This is a genomic window from Streptomyces sp. NPDC029151 (genome assembly GCF_055564315.1).
On sequence record NZ_JBVHWQ010000001.1, the window covers coordinates 1,856,785 to 1,873,522 of the forward strand.

13 protein-coding genes are annotated in these 16,738 nt (G+C 71.2%); 5 read left to right on the forward strand and 8 right to left on the reverse strand.

Annotated features, from left to right (window positions below; genetic code table 11):
- Positions 1-40 precede the first annotated feature (40 nt).
- Positions 41-1,693, reverse strand: coding sequence for a DUF4192 domain-containing protein (locus ACZ4VF_RS07345; protein WP_467923652.1), 1,653 nt, complete (start codon positions 1,691-1,693; stop codon positions 41-43).
- Between the two features lie 141 nt (positions 1,694-1,834).
- Between ACZ4VF_RS07345 and ACZ4VF_RS07350 the strand changes: the two genes are divergently transcribed.
- Entirely contained in the window at positions 1,835-4,000 is a 2,166-nt protein-coding gene (locus tag ACZ4VF_RS07350) for a RecQ family ATP-dependent DNA helicase (protein WP_467923653.1), read from the forward strand.
- A 405-nt stretch (positions 4,001-4,405) separates the two neighbouring features.
- Positions 4,406-5,026, forward strand: coding sequence for a hypothetical protein (locus ACZ4VF_RS07355; RefSeq protein ID WP_467923654.1), 621 nt, complete (start codon positions 4,406-4,408; stop codon positions 5,024-5,026).
- Positions 5,027-5,480: 454 nt separating this feature from the next.
- Here ACZ4VF_RS07355 and ACZ4VF_RS07360 read toward each other — a convergent pair whose 3' ends face one another.
- Positions 5,481-6,113, reverse strand: a complete 633-nt coding sequence (locus tag ACZ4VF_RS07360; protein ID WP_467923655.1) for a hypothetical protein — start codon at positions 6,111-6,113, stop codon at positions 5,481-5,483.
- Positions 6,114-6,181: 68 nt separating this feature from the next.
- Positions 6,182-6,883, reverse strand: coding sequence for a ribonuclease HII (locus ACZ4VF_RS07365; RefSeq protein WP_467923656.1), 702 nt, complete (start codon positions 6,881-6,883; stop codon positions 6,182-6,184).
- A 999-nt stretch (positions 6,884-7,882) separates the two neighbouring features.
- Between ACZ4VF_RS07365 and ACZ4VF_RS07370 the strand changes: the two genes are divergently transcribed.
- Positions 7,883-8,047: a hypothetical protein gene (locus tag ACZ4VF_RS07370; RefSeq protein ID WP_467923657.1), complete on the forward strand. Its 165-nt coding sequence runs from the start codon at positions 7,883-7,885 to the stop codon at positions 8,045-8,047.
- Between the two features lie 335 nt (positions 8,048-8,382).
- On the opposite strand, the gene ACZ4VF_RS07375 is transcribed toward ACZ4VF_RS07370, so the two are convergent.
- The 3 genes from ACZ4VF_RS07375 to ACZ4VF_RS07385 all read right to left on the reverse strand — a co-directional run bounded on the left by ACZ4VF_RS07375 (position 8,383) and on the right by ACZ4VF_RS07385 (position 10,716).
- The gene (locus tag ACZ4VF_RS07375; protein WP_467923658.1) at positions 8,383-9,288 is read right to left on the reverse strand and encodes an ADP-ribosylglycohydrolase family protein; all 906 of its coding nucleotides are present in this window, start codon (positions 9,286-9,288) and stop codon (positions 8,383-8,385) included.
- 12 nt (positions 9,289-9,300) lie between these two features.
- On the reverse strand, positions 9,301-9,960 hold the full coding sequence (locus tag ACZ4VF_RS07380) for a histidine phosphatase family protein (protein WP_467923659.1): 660 nt from the start codon (positions 9,958-9,960) through the stop codon (positions 9,301-9,303).
- Positions 9,961-10,110: 150 nt separating this feature from the next.
- A complete protein-coding gene (locus tag ACZ4VF_RS07385) occupies positions 10,111-10,716 on the reverse strand; it encodes a YdbC family protein (RefSeq protein WP_467923660.1) in 606 nt (201 codons plus the stop codon).
- A 152-nt stretch (positions 10,717-10,868) separates the two neighbouring features.
- On the opposite strand from ACZ4VF_RS07385, the gene ACZ4VF_RS07390 reads away from it, so the two are divergent.
- Positions 10,869-11,402 (forward strand): TerD family protein, encoded by a 534-nt coding sequence (locus ACZ4VF_RS07390; protein WP_467923661.1) that lies wholly within the window; start codon positions 10,869-10,871, stop codon positions 11,400-11,402.
- A 233-nt stretch (positions 11,403-11,635) separates the two neighbouring features.
- On the opposite strand, the gene ACZ4VF_RS07395 is transcribed toward ACZ4VF_RS07390, so the two are convergent.
- Positions 11,636-14,524, reverse strand: coding sequence for a vitamin B12-dependent ribonucleotide reductase (locus ACZ4VF_RS07395; protein ID WP_467923662.1), 2,889 nt, complete (start codon positions 14,522-14,524; stop codon positions 11,636-11,638).
- A gap of 165 nt (positions 14,525-14,689) precedes the next feature.
- Entirely contained in the window at positions 14,690-15,241 is a 552-nt protein-coding gene (gene nrdR, locus ACZ4VF_RS07400; RefSeq protein WP_467923663.1) for a transcriptional regulator NrdR, read from the reverse strand.
- Positions 15,242-15,818: 577 nt separating this feature from the next.
- On the opposite strand from nrdR, the gene lexA reads away from it, so the two are divergent.
- On the forward strand, positions 15,819-16,598 hold the full coding sequence (gene lexA / locus ACZ4VF_RS07405) for a transcriptional repressor LexA (protein WP_030342891.1): 780 nt from the start codon (positions 15,819-15,821) through the stop codon (positions 16,596-16,598).
- Positions 16,599-16,738 lie beyond the last annotated feature (140 nt).

Below are 16,738 nucleotides of genomic sequence, written 5' to 3' on the forward strand. Positions count from 1 at the left end.
CCGGTCAGGGCGGACCGCCCGGACCGGCTGCGGCCGACCCTCATCCGTCCCCCTCAGGCTGCCTGCTCCGGCTGTCCGGCAGGGCGCCACCGGACGTCGCGTCGTTCGAAGCCGCCGCACGCGTGCGCGTGGTGCTCACCGCACGGGTGCCAGGACCGGTGACGTCGGTGGCGGACGGCCGGGGGCGGGAGTCGGCCGGCCGCTGCCGGCGCGCCTTGGGCCGCCCCGTGTGCGCGCCGCCGTCGTCCTGGGTCCGTGCACGGCGTCGCCTCTGCACACGCCTCGGGGATCCGGGATCGGCGCCCTGGTCCCCGTCGTGCGGGTCGGCCCCGCCTGATTCAGCCGGGGTCTGCGGCGGTCCGGCGAGAGCGGTCGGGGATCCCGGGGCCGCAGCCTCCGTCGAGCACCTGTGGTGTGCCGGGTCCGCTTGCTCCATCCGGGCCGCCGAGTCCACCGGCTCGTCCGTGGTGCCTCGCTCCGCCGAAGGGGCGTGCTGCGAACCGCCCGCCGGTGTGCGCCGCGCGCTCTCGCGCAGGCAGCGGCGGACCGCCTCGGGGTCGAGCCCTTCGTTGCAGGCCTGATGCAGCAGGCGGGCGAAGAGGTAGTCGGGATCCGCGGCCAGTGCCATGGCAAGTGCCTCGCGCGCCTCCAGTTCGTCGCCCATGGACCAGGCGACCCAGCCCGCGAGGGTCAGCGGTGCCGCGGCGTGCTCCCCGTAGGGTCCGACGCAGCGGCGGGCCAAGGCGCGCCACAGCCGGAGTGCCTGACCGGCCTCGTCCCCTTCCATCCAGGCGGCGGCGCTGTCACGGGTCGTGCGGTCCTGGAGTCCGAGGATCAGGGTCGCCGCCTCGTCGTCGGCGAGGAGGTCGTCGTCGCGTACGTCGGCAGGGTGGGTGCCGGATACGGGTGCCGCCGTGGCGTAGCGGCGGATGATCCGCTCGGCGAGCGCGAGCGTCTCCTCCGCCACTTCCTGGCGGGCGCTCTCGTCCAGGATGCGGGGCACCAGGCTCATGCCGGCCGCGTCCAGGGCGATCTCCTGTTCCAGTGCCGCGCTGGTCTCCCAGGGCTGAAACCGGGCGCGCAGTTCCCTCAGGGTGCCGCGGACCTGGATGCCGGCGTAGGTGGCCGCCGCGGCGAGCACGGACGTGCCGGGCAGGCCCATCGGCGAGCCCTCCTCGGGGCAGCAGTCCGCGATCGGGCAGCAGTACGACCAGAAGCGGCCGTCCGAGACGCACAGGGCCTCGATGACCGGTACGTCGAGGCTGCCGCATTCGATGCGCATCAGCTGGGCCAGCCTCTCCAGCCGTCCTTTGACGTCCCGGCCGGACTCTCCGGGGCGGGGTTCCTGACAGACGTAGGCCACCATCCGCTCGGGCCGGGAGCCCCGCCGCTCGCTGCCGGTCACCAGCCCGCGGGCCAGCTGCCGGGCGGCGGCCTCCCAGTCCTCGTCGTTCGCGGGGATCCCGAGCCGGGCCCGGCCCCCGAACCTGCCGCGGCCTCCGTGGTCGTGCAGGGCGACGAGGACCATGCTGTCTTCCGGGCGGTAGCCGAGCAGGTAGGGCAAGGCGTCGGCCAGTTCGGCCGGGGTGCGCAGAGTGACCTGCGCGGCGTGTTCGACCGGGCCGGCCGCGGGCGCCTGCTCCGGGATGTCGTCGTTTCCGTGGGGTCCGGTGGTTCCGCTGTGATTCGTCATGCGCCGACGATCTCGCGGATCACGACATTCCGGTTGATCCTGTGGATAAGTCGAATCAGGGACACGACAAGGCCGTTCCCGTCGTCCACAGCCCTGCCTCGGCCTCGCACGAATGTCGGTCCCGTCCTGTTGTATGGACGCATGGAGCACACGAGCAACGCGGATCTCCGCGCCCAGGCCGACACCGTCCTCGCCCGGCTCGTCGGGGACGCCACGGGCACCGCCAGGCTGCGCGAGGACCAGTGGCGGGCGATCGAGGCACTGGTGGCCGACCGACGCCGGGCCCTGGTCGTGCAGCGCACGGGATGGGGCAAGTCCGCGGTGTACTTCGTGGCGACCTCGCTGCTGCGGGCCAGAGGCAGCGGTCCCACGGTGATCGTCTCGCCGCTGCTGGCGCTCATGCGGAACCAGGTGGAGGCCGCGGGCCGGGCCGGTATCCACGCCCGGACCATCAACTCCGCCAACACCGAGGAGTGGGCGGCAGTCCAGGCGGAGATCGCGGCGGGCGACGTCGACGTGCTGCTCGTCTCGCCGGAGCGGCTGAACAACCCCGACTTCCGGGATCAGGTCCTGCCCGAGCTGTCCGCGGCCACCGGCCTGCTGGTCGTGGACGAGGCCCACTGCATCTCCGACTGGGGCCACGACTTCCGCCCCGACTACCGCCGGCTGCGCACCATGCTCGCCGAGCTCCCGCCCGGCGTCCCCGTGCTGGCCACCACCGCCACGGCCAACGCGCGGGTGACCGCCGACGTCGCCGAGCAGCTCGGCACCGGCGGCACATCGGACGCGCTGGTGCTCCGCGGACCACTGGACCGGGAGAGCCTGAGCCTCGGTGTGCTGCGTCTCCCGGACGCCGCCCACCGGATGGCGTGGCTCGCGGACCATCTCCCCGACCTGCCGGGCTCGGGCATCATCTACACGCTCACGGTCGCCGCGGCAGAGGAGGTCACCGCCTTCCTGCGGCAGCGCGGGCACGTCGTCGCCGCGTACACGGGCAAGACGGAGAACGCCGAACGGCAGCAGGCGGAGGACGACCTGCTCGCCAACCGCGTCAAGGCCCTGGTCGCCACCTCCGCGCTCGGCATGGGCTTCGACAAGCCGGACCTCGGATTCGTGGTCCATCTCGGCTCGCCCTCCTCCCCCATCGCCTACTACCAGCAGGTCGGCCGGGCCGGCCGCGGCGTCGAGCACGCCGAGGTGCTGCTGCTGCCGGGCAAGGAGGACGAGGCGATCTGGGAGTACTTCGCCTCGCTGGCCTTCCCCTCCGAGGAGCTGGTCCGGCGCACGTTGGACGTCCTCGACCGGGCGGAGGGCCCCCTGTCGCTGCCGGCGCTGGAACCGCTGGTCGAGCTGCGCCGCTCACGCCTGGAGACCATGCTGAAGGTCCTCGACGTGGACGGAGCGGTCCGCCGGGTGAAGGGCGGCTGGGTCGCGACCGGGCAGCCGTGGTCGTACGACGCCGAGCGCTACGCGTGGGTGGCCCGGCAGCGCGCGGCCGAACAGCAGGCGATGCGGGAGTACGCGGCCACCACCGAGTGCCGGATGGAGTTCCTGCAGCGCCAACTGGACGACGAGGGCGCCAAGCCCTGCGGACGCTGCGACAACTGCGCGGGCCCCCGCTTCACCTCCGACATGTCCACGGCGGCCCTGGACGCGGCCCGCAGCGACCTGGGCCGCGCCGGAGTCGAGGTGGAACCCCGCCGTATGTGGCCGACCGGCCTCCCGGCGATCGGCATCGACCTCAAGGGCCGCATCCCGGCGGGGGAACAGGCCTTGCCGGGGCGGGCTCTGGGACGTCTGTCGGACATCGGCTGGGGCAACCGGCTGCGGCCGCTGCTCGCGCCCGGTGCTCCGGACGCCGCGGTGCCGGACGACGTGGCGGGAGCCGTGGTCGATGTCCTGGCCGACTGGGCCCGGGGCCCCGGCGGCTGGGCCTCCGGTGCGTCCGACGCCCCGCCCCGGCCGGTGGGCGTGGTGACCGTGGCCTCGCGCAGCCGGCCGCAGCTGGTCCACTCCCTGGGCGCGCGTATCGCCGAGATCGGCCGGCTCCCGCTGCTCGGCTCGGTGGAATACGCCGCGGACGCGCCGCGGTTGCCGCGCAGCAACAGCGCGCAGCGGCTGAAGGCCCTGGACGGCGCGTTGACGGTGCCGCCCGCCCTGACGGCTGCCCTCGGCCAGGCACACGGTCCGGTGCTGCTGGTCGACGACTTCACGGAAACGGGCTGGACCCTGGCGGTCGCCGCACGGCTGCTCCGCAGGTCCGGGGCGCGGGGCGTGCTGCCGCTGGTCCTCGCCGTTCAGGGATGACCGGTGCCCCGCCGCTGCGCCTGCCGGCGCCCAGCGCGGCCGGCCGCCGGTACCGGGGCTCGTGGCTGGTCCGCGGGTCGACGGCCCCGGGGGGGGTCTGTGGCTGGTGCACGGCCGCCGGTACCGGGGGCCAGGCCCGGTCCGGGTGGTCGCTCGCGGAAACCGTGGGACGGTGACCGGCCGTCGCAGGCGTCATCAGCCGAACCTTCGGGTAGGGATATAAGCCACGCACCACCTGATAACAGTCGGTGGCCCCAATTGCTCGTTGCCGCATCCAAGTTCGACAGGAAGAATTGAGGTCCGCTCCCCGCACAGCTCTCTGTGATCCGTTGGGCTCCGCTGCGGTGCGCGCTCCCCCGAATCCGACCTCGCCCGCAGTATGGGCGCGTAGCCGAAGGGAGGAACGTGACCTTCGGATTCGCCTCGTCCTCGGCGGCCTCGTTGTCGACGTCCGCGTCCGCCGCCTCCGCCAGTCGCCTGCTTGAGCCGGCGGAGTGGGCTGCCGCCGGTATCCCTCTGCTGCGCAACCCCCGTGAGGTCGTCAGCGGGTTGCACGCCCGCCATCACCCGAAGCCGCTCACGGCGATCGTGGCGGTCCTCGACCCGGACGAACGGCTGCGGGCCAGTGCCTCGTTCACCCGCCGTTCGGCCCCGGCCGACGGCTGGATGTTCCGCAACGCGCTGCTGGCCCAGCTGCGCCGGGTGATCCCCCACGACCTGCGCCGCCGCACCCCCGTGCGCACGGCCGTCCTCCTCTACTGCCGTGAGGGTGACGGGCGTTGGACCGAGGAAGACGGCGCCTGGATGTGGGGACTGCGTGACGCCTGCACCCTGCACGGGCTGCGATGCGGGGCGTACATCACGCTGACGCATGAAGGCTGGCAGGTGCTCGGCGAGGGCCGGGGCGGACGCCGCCCCAACGCGCACTCCGAGCCGGAGCCCTTCGCCACGTCGGAGGCCCCGCCGCTCGTGCCACGGACCGGGGGCCCGGTCTCCGAGGTGCTGCGCCGGGCAGCGGCCCGCTGACCCGGTAGAGGCGGACGGTACGCCGGCTCGCGCTGCCGGCCGACAGCGCGAACGGCACCGGAGGCCGGTGAGCGACGCCCCGGCGGCGAGCCGACGTTCGCCGCGAACGGCGCCAACTACGCCACACACAACGCCGATGAGCACAGGTGTCCGCCTCGGAAGGCCGAGGACTTGCGAGACCGTCTCCGGAAGCCCCTCGGTGTGGCCGCCTGCGCTACGGCCGCACGGCTGCACGGCACGACTGGGCCGCAGGATCCGGCCCCGGGCATGCGCCGCCGCGGCAACCCGGATCAGCGCGCCGGACAGTCCGGCGCGCCCTCCGGGCTCGCCACGGGAACAGTCCCACCGGCAGCACTGCGGCTGCCAGGCGTCCGGGCACGTCGAAAGCCGCACCGTGCGGATTCCGCCGGAACGGCTCCTCCGGCACCCCGATGCAGGTGGTGCCGGACGTGACTCAGACGCCTGCGCCCAGCACCGAGTTGATCTGCTGCGGGTCGCCGCAGACGATCAGCAGTGCACCGGCCCGCGCGTGCGCCAGGGGGAGGGCGGTGGCAGCGACGGAGGCGGGGCCCCCGTTGACGGCCACGACGACCACCGGGCGGGACGCGGCACGGGAGACCAGAGCGGCGTCCGTGTAGAAGACGTCGTCCCCGGCGTCGTGCTGCGCCCAGTAGGACGCCTCGCCGAAGGACAGCTCGTGCTCGGTCCACGGATGCTGCGCACCCGTGGTGACCACGAGCACGTCACCGGGGGCGCGGCCCGAGTCAAGGAGCAGGTCCACCGCCTCTTCGGCGGCGTCGAGCGCACCCTCGGCCGAGGCCGGGATCAGCTGGATCTGGGGACTCGCCGTGGTGGCGGTGGGAGCGGCCTGGCCGGACGGACCAGGCTTGGCCGGAACCACGTCACGCGGCGTGCGCTGCACCGGCGGCGTGGGCCGCAGAGGGCCGGGACGACCGGGGCGGGACGGAGCCGCGGGGCGGGGGCCGGGTACGGGGCGGGGGGTCGGCGCGGTACGGCCGTTGGCCGGAGTGGCGCGGGGACCCTGGGCACTCTCGTGAATCTGAGGCTCCTCGGGAATGAGAGGCATGAGCTGATTTTTATCAAACGTTGGTGCGGCGCGGATGACCGGGTGGCACATCAGTGCGAGCGGAACCGTCAGAAATCGAAGCCGAGCTGACCCTCAATTTCCGGAACGCTTCCGTCCGCCCAGCTGCGGACCTTCTTGAGGTGCCGCCACTGAGGCAACGCATCAAGATACGCCCACGACAAGCGGTGGTGCGGGGTGGGCCCCCACTCCTCCAGTGCGGCCTTGTGCACGGGCGACGGATACCCGGCGTTGTCCGCAAATCCGAAGTGTGCATGGTCGATACCCAGTTCGGCCATCATTTTGTCGCGCTGAACCTTGGCGATCACCGACGCCGCCGCTACGGCCACGCACGAACGATCGCCCTTGATCACCGTGCGCACCCTCCAGGGGGCGCCGAGGTAGTCGTGCTTCCCGTCGAGGATCACGGCTTCGGGGCGGACCGGCAGAGCGTCCAGGGCGCGGACCGCGGCGAGCCGCAGCGCGGCCGTCATCCCCAGGTGGTCGATCTCCTCGGGGGAAGCATGCCCCAGCGCGTAGGACGTCACCCATCCCTGCAGGGTCGCGGCGAGTTCCGTGCGCCGCTTGACCGTCAGCAGTTTGGAGTCGGTCAGCCCCTCCGGCGGGCGGCGGAGGCCGGTGATCGCCGCGCAGACGGTGACGGGCCCGGCCCAGGCGCCGCGTCCCACCTCGTCGATACCGGCAATGACCTTCGCTCCGGTCGTGGCGCGCAGGGAGCGCTCGACGGTGTGAGTAGGTGGTTCGTACGGCATGGCGCCCTTAGCGTACGCCGCCGCTCTCGTCGCGCGACACCCTGGTCATGCCGCCGCGCGACACCCCGGCGTACCACCGCACGGCAGCTCGGGCGTACCGCCGGGCAAGGCCCCGCCGCGGGGCCGGCGCGCACAGCTCCCGAGGGGGCGGTCAGCTGCCGTACCGGGTGCCGGCAGGAGCATCGGCCGGTCGGTCAGCTCCGCGAGATTCTGATCACTCATTCGCTGGCGCACATCTTCGCTCGGTACGTCATCATGGCCGGGATCACGTCGAACTCATAGCTGTTGGCCGCGTCGGAGCGGACCTTCCGTCGCTCTGTTGCACGCTCGATCACCTAGCGAACCAGCCTGACGGGCGGCTCCACCAAGCCCCCTGAAGGTCACGCCTTCCAAGTGTTCGATCCCCGTCCGGTCGCATTCGGGAATGACTGGCCTCAGGGCCGCACCAGGCCGCGAGTACGTGATCGGTCGCACCTGCCGGCGCTGGGCGAGGAGGTGTCGCGCGAGCTACCGGGGTCCGGTGCCTGCTCGATGCCTGCCCCTCCCGGAGAGCCCGGGCACCGGGGCGTCCGCGACGAGATCCTTCGAGGCCCGGCTGCGGTGGACCGCGGCCTTGCCGGTCTGGACCGAGCTGCTCAGGGCAGCGTCCAGGTTCGCGGGCTCCAGCACCGGGTCACGCCGGCGAGGCGAAGCCGTCCGGGTGGGCGCGTTGCAGCGGCAGGGAGGCGCGGGGCACGTTCAAGTGAACGCCTGGCTTCACTGCTGGGAACTCACTGCCGTGGACGCGACAGTGAACGCAAGCGCTCACTACTGTCTGCGGAGTGGACCATGGTGACGGCCTCCCAGCTCCTCAAGGGCGGTCAGAAACCGGGCACGGCCCGCCCGGACAGGCATCCCGGCATCGCACTCTCCGCTCTCCGTCAGCGCGGCTTGCGGACTCACGGTGGTGCTCGACGCGACGCGCGGTCCGGTGAGGCCCTCGGCCGCCGCAGGGTGTCCATGACCGGCATCCCGCTGTTCACCTTCGCCTCTCCGGCAAAGGGCCTGGCCCCAGAACAGGCCCCGGTCCGCGAGCTCGCCTGCCTCGCCGCCTGGCTGATGCCGAGGGTCCGCAGGAGCGACATCGACTCCCTGGCGAGTACGGCGGGCCCGCGCGTCGGCTGATCGGCGCCCAGGGCGCCGCACAGAGCGAGCAACAGGGTGAGGAGGAGAACAGGAAGCAGGCGTAGCTGCTCCAGCGGCTCTGGCGCCGGCACTGGGCCCAGCAAGGCGAACGCCATCTCCCGCCCTCCCTCCGTCATCGTCCCGGCTCCGCCGGCACTCGCACCGTCGACACGGTGAGCAGCGGATACCGGAACAACGGACCACCGTCACGGAGAGTTCCCAGTCGCCACGCAGAGTTTGCGGCCGACCAGAGCGGAGAGTTTCCGACCGGTCTGCGGCACGGAAGAACCTCCGCCCAGCCGGACACGGGGGCGGCGGGAGCGCAGCGGAAGCCGTCAGACCCCCGCGGGCACCCAGTCCGGCAGTGCCTCGGTGCGCCGCGCCCATTCGGCGGGCGGTGCCCCGGCCTTGCCGGCGGCGAGCACGCCGCCCACGATCGCGCAGGTGGTGTCGACGTCCCCGCCCACCTGGGCGGTCGTCCAGAAGGCCGTCTCGTAGTCGCCGAGGGCCCGTGCGGCGGACCAGAGGGCGAAGGGGACGGTGTCGTGGGCCGTCGTACGGCGTCCGCAGCCCAGGACGGCCGCGACGGTGGCCGCGTCGTCGTAGTCGAGCATGTCCCGGGCGCGGCGCAGGCCCTGACCGACCGCGCTCCTGGGCACGAGGGCGACGACTCCGTCGAGGAGGGCCTCGGGTGGGGGCGGCCCGTCCGGCGAGCCGGCCAGTGCCGCGGCGGCGGCCACGGCCATGGCCCCGACCACGGCCTCCCGGTGCTGGTGGGTGGGATAGGCCGAGATCTCCGCCTGGTGGGTCGCCTGCTCGGGATCGTCCGCGTACCAGGCGCCCAAGGGGGCGATCCGCATGGCGGCGCCGTTGCCCCAGGATCCCTGGCCCTTGAAGAGGCCGGCGGCCAGCTCCCGCCAGTCCCCGCCCTCCCGGACCAGGCGCAGCAGCCGGTTGACCGCGGGGCCGTAGCCCCGGTCGAAGTCGTGGTGCTCGGCGAAGGAGAGCGCGAGCGCGTCCTGGTCGATGCGGTGGTGGGCGGCGAGGACGGCGACCACGGAGCAGGCCATCTCGGTGTCGTCCGTCCACTGCCAGGGGGCTGCGGGCAGCTCGCGGCGCTTGAGCAGGGGATAGTTCGCGGGAACGAAGAACTGGGAGCCCAGCGCGTCCCCCACGGCCAGTCCGCGCAGGCTCGCCAGAGCACGCTCCAGGCGCCCGAGGGAAGAGGAGTCAGCGGTCATCGCCCTGCCACTCTATCCGTTCACCCAGTACGGCACAGGCTTCCGCCAGCGCTCGAAGGGCCGGTCGAGCGTGTACTTGCCGTCGTCCCCCAGGACGAGCATGCGCATCTCGGCGTTCCCGGGATTGGCCAGGGACTCGAAATCCGCCACCGTCCAGTGGAACCAGCGCATGCAGAACAGCCGCATCGCGAGCCCGTGGGTCACGAGAAGAACGTTCGGCGGGTGGTCGGGGGCCTCGAAGCTGCGGAACAGGCTCTCCAGGAAGCCGCCGACCCGGTCGTACACGTCGGCCCCGGACTCGCCCTGCGGGAACCTGAAGAAGAAGTGGCCGTACGCGTCGCGGTAGGCCTTCTGCAGACGTACGTCGTCGCGGTCCTGCCAGTTGCCCCAGTCCTGCTCGCGCAGTCGGGGTTCCTCCCGCACGCGTATGAGGTCGGGGTCGAGGTGGAACGCGCGGAGGGTCTCGTGGGTGCGTCGGTACGGGGAGACGTAGACGCTCACACGTTCCCGGCCGAAGAGCTCGCGGAGCCGCTTGCCGGTCTCCTCGGCCTGCGTCCAGCCGCGCTCGGTCAGCGCGAGGGCGTGGTCGGGTTCGCGTTCGTACACGGAGTCGTCGACGTTGCCCGTTGACTCGCCGTGTCGGACAAGGACGATGCGCCGTGGTCGTGCCATGCCAAAACCCTAGATCGAACGGCGGGGGGACGAGCACTCGTACGGGCTCCATACAGCGTAGGTCACATGTCCCTCGTCTTCACGGGCCGGCCCCGGGGCCCGCGTGCGGCGGTTCGGGGCGGTTTGTTCGGTCATCGAACCGAAGGCGGTTCAGACCGTCCAGGACGGCTCCAGGTCCACGATGTCGCCGGAGAGCGCCGCGACGTCCGCCTCCGTCTGGGCACGCAGTGCGAGGCGTTCGACACGTTCGGTGCGGTACTTGCCGTGCTCGGCCGCCGACCGCCACATCGACAGGATCAGGAACTCCTGCTCGGGCGCCTCGGCGAACATGCCCCGGATCATGCCGGGCGAACCGGCCATCGCGGGGTTCCAGACCTTCTCCTGCATGAGCGTGAAGTGCTCGACGCGCTCCTCGTGGATGCGGCACAGGGCCACGCGGATCAGGTCGGTGTCGCTGAACCGCGGCTCGAAGCCCGTCTTCACATCGAAGCGGTACTCGAACAGCTTGGCCTGGGCGTCCTTGAACGTGCCGGCCTGGGCGGCGGCCAGGCGGTCGTGGGAGCGGGCCATGAAGGAGTCGTAAAAGGCACGGCTCTCCCAGAAGGCGAAGATGTGCGCCACCCCCGGCCGCTGCCGGCTCCAGCCCCCGCCCTGCCCCCGAAACCCCGGCTCCCCCAGAAGCCCCGCCCATTTCCGCTGCCCCCGCTCGAAGCCCCGGCGGTCAACCACGACGCAGCGAATCCACTTGACCAGCACCGCGCCATCGTAAGGCCACCGGGCGTGGCGTCGGTCACGCTCCGGCGTAGATCGCTCGCGCACGCTCCCCCGCGCGCGTGGCACGATGGGCAAGGAACCCCGGCTGATGGGGAGTTGGGGTCGAGCGAGCCACAGGGGGAAGGGACAGCCTGGTGACCGGCTTCAGCAAGGGAATCCGCAAGGTCGAGGTGGCGCTCAAGTGGGATCCCAGTCCCGCGGGCCGGCCGCCGACCGACCTCGACATCGTCGCCGCGACCTTCCTGTCGGGTGATCCGTACGGGGCTCCGGCCTATCTGGTGCACTTCGACAGCCGCTCTCCGGACGGCACGATCCTGCTCAACCGCGACAGCACGGACGGCAAGGGGTTCGGCTGGGACGAGGTCATGACCGTCGAACTGGACCGCCTCGACGACCGCTACGCGCGCGTGGTGGTGGGTGTCGTCATCCAACAGCGCTCCGGGCGAAAGACGTTCGCCGACGTGCTGAACCCCGCCGCGCGCATCCGTGAGGGCTACACCGTGCTCGCCGAGGACGACTTCGGTTCGGTCCTCGGTGCGACGGCCGCCACCTTCGCCGAGTTCGTCCGGGACGACTCGGGTGAATGGACCTTCCACCCCGGCGCGCACGGTTTCGACGAGGACCCGGCCGCCTTCACGCAGGTGATGGGCCGAGTACGCCGGTCTTGACGCCCTCGGCGGGCATGTCTGAGGGACGTCGGCCGGAGCCGACGCCCCCTTCAGGCGCGCCCTGGTGACGCCGGACCGCCCCCGGCCGGGCCGCTGCGGGCGGCGTCCGTCGGTACGAGGCCGTCGACGGTACGCCGAAGGGGACCGCCCGTGAGGCGGTCCCCTTCGTGAGCTGCTGGTCAGCTACGTCCGCCGCTCACGCCGGAGGTGATGTCCGGCGCGACCGGGCCGGTTCAGCTGCAGCCGCTGGTCGAGCCGCAGCCCTCGCAGATGTAGCAGGAGCCGGCCCGCTGCATCTTCGTACCGCAGGAGAAGCACAGCGGGGCGTCGGCCTGGATGCCCAGCTGCATCTCCACCAGCTCGGCGCTGGTGTGGGCCTGCTTGGGGGCGGGCTTGGCCGCCTCGGCCTCGGCCTTCGGCGTGGCGACGGCCTTCAGCTCCTGGGCACGCGGCGCGGACTGGGCCAGGCCCTCGACGTCGACCTCGTCCTCGGCCGGCTCGTAGGAGCCGGTCTCCAGGTGCCGCTGACGCTCCTGGGCGGAGTGGATGCCGAGCGCGGAGCGGGTCTCGAAGGGCAGGAAGTCCAGCGCGAGGCGGCGGAAGATGTAGTCGACGATCGACTGCGCCATCCGCACGTCCGGGTCGTCCGTCATACCGGCCGGCTCGAAGCGCATGTTGGTGAACTTCGAGACGTACGTCTCCAGAGGCACGCCGTACTGCAGACCGACGGAGACGGCGATGGAGAAGGCGTCCATCATGCCCGCGAGGGTGGAACCCTGCTTGGACATCTTCAGGAAGACCTCGCCGAGGCCGTCGTCCGGGTAGGAGTTGGCGGTCATGTAGCCCTCGGCGCCGCCGACCGTGAAGGACGTGGTGATTCCGGGACGTCCCTTCGGGAGGCGCTTGCGGACCGGGCGGTACTCGACGACCTTCTCGACCTTGGGCTCGACGGCCGGGGTCTCCTCGGCCTTCTTCTCCTCGGTCTCCTTCTTCTTGGCGGAGAGCGGCTGACCGACCTTGCAGTTGTCGCGGTAGATCGCCAGGGCCTTGACGCCCAGCTTCCAGGCCTCGAAGTAGATCTCCTCGACCTCCTCGACGGTCGCCGTCTCCGGCATGTTGACCGTCTTGGAGATGGCGCCGGAGATCCACGGCTGGATCGCGGCCATCATGCGGACGTGGCCCATCGGGGAGATGGCGCGCTCGCCCATGGCGCAGTCGAACACCTCGTAGTGCTCGTGGGCGAGGCCGGGGGCGTCGATCACATTGCCGTGCTCGGCGATGTGGGCGACGATCGCCTCGATCTGCTCCTCCTGGTAACCCAGGCGGCGCAGGGCCTGCGGGACGGTGCCGTTGACGATCTGCATCGAGCCGCCGCCGACCAGCTTCTTGAACTTCACCAGCGCCAGGTCGGGCTCGACACCGGTGGTGTCGCAGGACATGGCCAGGCCGATGGTGCCGGTCGGCGCGAGGACGGACGCCTGGGAGTTACGGAAACCGTTCTTCTCGCCGAGGCGGACGACGTCCTGCCAGGCCTCCGTGGCGGCGGCCCACACCGGGGTGTCGAGGTCGTCCATGCGGACGGCCTTGCCGTTGGCGTCGGCGTGCTGCTTCATGACGCGGTTGTGGGCGTCGGCGTTGCGTGCGTAGCCGTCGTAGGTGCCGACGACCGAGGCCAGCTCGGCGGAACGGCGGTAGGCCGTGCCCGTCATCAGGGAGGTGATGGCGCCGGCCAGGGCGCGGCCGCCGTCGGAGTCGTAGGCGTGGCCGGTGGCCATCAGCAGGGCGCCGAGGTTGGCGTAGCCGATGCCGAGCTGGCGGAACGCGCGCGTGTTCTCGCCGATCTTCTGGGTCGGGAAGTCCGCGAAGCAGATCGAGATGTCCATCGCGGTGATGACCAGCTCGACGACCTTCTGGAAGCGCTCGGTCTCGAAGGACTGGTGGCCCTTGCCGTCGTCCTTCAGGAACTTCATCAGGTTCAGCGAGGCCAGGTTGCAGGACGTGTTGTCCAGGTGCATGTACTCGCTGCACGGGTTCGACGCGGTGATCCGGCCGGACTCGGGGCAGGTGTGCCAGTTGTTGATGGTGTCGTCGTACTGGATGCCCGGGTCGGCGCAGGCCCAGGCGGCCTCGGCGATCTTGCGGAAGAGCGCCTTGGCGTCGACCTCCTCGATGACCTCACCGGTCATACGGGCGCGCAGGCCGAACTTGCCGCCGTCCTCGACCGCCTTCATGAACTCGTCGTTCACACGGACCGAGTTGTTGGCGTTCTGGTACTGGACGGACGCGATGTCGTCGCCGCCCAGGTCCATGTCGAAGCCCGCGTCACGCAGGACGCGGATCTTCTCCTCTTCCTTGACCTTGGTCTCGATGAAGTCCTCGATGTCGGGGTGGTCGACGTCGAGCACGACCATCTTGGCGGCACGGCGGGTGGCGCCACCGGACTTGATGGTGCCGGCGGAGGCGTCGGCGCCACGCATGAAGGAGACCGGGCCGGAGGCGTTGCCGCCGGAGGAGAGCAGCTCCTTGGAGGAGCGGATGCGGGAGAGGTTCAGGCCGGCGCCCGAGCCGCCCTTGAAGATCATGCCCTCTTCCTTGTACCAGTCGAGGATCGACTCCATGGAGTCGTCGACGGACAGGATGAAGCAGGCGGAGACCTGCTGGGGCTGCGGGGTGCCGACGTTGAACCAGACGGGGCTGTTGAAGCTGAAGATCTGGTGCAGGAGGGCGTACGCCAGCTCGTGCTCGAAGATCTCAGCGTCGGCGGGCGAGGAGAAGTACTTGTAGTCCTCACCGGCCTTCCGGTACGTCTTCACGATGCGGTCGATCAGCTGCCTGAGGCTGGTCTCGCGCTGCGGAGTGCCGACGGCACCGCGGAAGTACTTGCTGGTGACGATGTTGACCGCGTTCACCGACCAGAAGTCGGGGAACTCGACGCCACGCTGCTCGAAGTTGACCGAGCCGTCGCGCCAGTTGGTCATGACGACGTCACGGCGCTCCCACGACACCTCGTCGTACGGGTGTACGCCGGGGGTGGTGTGGATGCGCTCGACACGCAGCCCCTTGGTGGCCTTGGCGCCCTTGGCTCGGGAGCCTCGCGCCGGACCGCTCGCCGTCTCTGTCATGCCGCCTCCCTGTACGGGCAAAAACGCCCTGAAGTGCCCATTTGTTCCCGTGGGCACGTGTTTCTGTCTTGCGTTGCGGGCACCCTCAGCTGCCGCCCGCAACAGGTCTTCGTTCGCCGCCTCCCGGCCGGAACCCAGGTGTTCTCCCGGCTTCCGGCCCGCCGGTCAGTCGGCGGCGCGGGCGGGCACGGGGACCTGAGTGGTCCCGCCGGACCCGCGGTCGTCTTCCTGGCTCCCCGCTCCCGCGTCGCCCTGGTCCGCGGCGGGGCCTCCCGTCGCTTCCCTCAGCTCCGCGATGGCGGCCTCGAAGTCATCGAGCGAGTCGAACGCCCGGTAGACGGAGGCGAATCGCAGATAGGCGACGAGGTCGAGCTCCTGCAACGGGCCGAGTATGGCCAGACCCACGTCATGGGTGGTCAGCTCGGCACTTCCGGTCGCGCGCACCGCCTCCTCGACCCGCTGGCCGAGCTGGGCGAGCGCGTCCTCGGTGACAGGCCGTCCCTGGCACGCCTTGCGCACGCCATTGATGACCTTGGTACGGCTGAAAGGCTCGGTGACCCCGGACCGCTTCACCACCATGAGCGAGCACGTCTCCACGGTCGTGAACCGACGGGAGCAGTCAGGGCACTGGCGGCGCCTGCGGATGGATGTGCCGTCGTCGGTCGTACGACTGTCGACCACACGGCTGTCGGGGTGCCTGCAGAAGGGGCAGTGCATGTTCTCCAACCCTCCTCACAGCAGACTCGTCAACCCCACTGGACCCACAGGTCTCGCGAGGCAGCCCTAAGCATAGGCGATGACCGAGCAGTCTCCGACCGGTGGACCACAACTTCTGGGCTGCTGTAGCCATCCAAGCACTACATGTGGGGATTGGCTCTCACATCAGGGGGTACGCGCGTGTCGCCCGGGCCGGGGCACGCGCGCGTGACGCGCGGGGACACCGGCATCGACGTCGGCCGGCGCGGACACGCGGGCGCCGAGCCGGCCCGTCGAGCGCTCGCGGGGATACCGTGGGCGCCGCACGGTGGCGTGGCACTCCCGCACGGAACCGACCCCGGATCCCGGACTGCGGGATTCCGGATGGCAGACTGGGGCGCGGCCCACAAGGCGAACGACCCCGGCGGTGAAGAGTACAACAATGGGCGCTTTTGCCCGACAAGTGTCGCGTGAGCCATACACCCGGACACATGATCACGGCAGGTAAAACGCACTTTTTCACTCGAACGTGTGTTTGGCGCAACCTTTCGAAAGCAACTACCGTTGTGCAGCAGGGAGACCATCGAGAGGGGCCGACGTGACCACCACCGCAGACAGTGCCACCATCACTGCCCAGGACCGCTCCCAGGGCCGAGTCGAGCCGGTACACGCGATGAACGAAGCCACGAATCCCGAGGCGCACAAGCGCTCCCTGCCAGGGCGACCTCCAGGCATCCGGGCGGACAGCTCCGGGCTCACCGACCGGCAGCGCCGGGTCATCGAGGTCATCAGGGACTCCGTGCAGCGGCGCGGCTACCCGCCGTCGATGCGGGAGATCGGCCAGGCCGTCGGCCTTTCCAGCACGTCCTCCGTCGCTCACCAGCTGATGGCGCTGGAGCGCAAGGGCTTCCTGCGCCGCGACCCGCACCGGCCGCGCGCGTACGAGGTACGCGGGTCGGACCAGGCCGTCACGGTGCAGCCCACGGACACCGCCGGCAAGCCGGCCGCGTCCTACGTCCCGCTGGTCGGCCGTATCGCCGCCGGTGGCCCGATCCTCGCGGAGGAGTCCGTCGAGGACGTCTTCCCCCTGCCCCGCCAGCTCGTGGGCGACGGTGAACTCTTCGTCCTCAAGGTGGTCGGCGACTCCATGATCGAGGCCGCCATCTGTGACGGCGACTGGGTCACCGTGCGCCGCCAGCCGGTCGCCGAGAACGGCGACATCGTGGCCGCCATGCTCGACGGCGAGGCCACGGTCAAGCGCTTCAAGCGCGAGGACGGCCACGTGTGGCTCCTCCCCCACAATGCGGCCTACGAGCCGATCCCGGGCGACGACGCGACCATCCTCGGCAAGGTCGTCGCAGTACTGCGCCGCGTGTGACGGCCGCTGCGGGCGGGCGGCCGCTCGCTCCCTGACCGGGCCCCGGAACCCCTGCGCCGGTTCCGGGGCCCTGCTGTGTTCGGGGCCTGGATCCAGCGGGTGGCTGCGGGCACTGTGCGGGCGCGGGCGGGGTGCCGCGG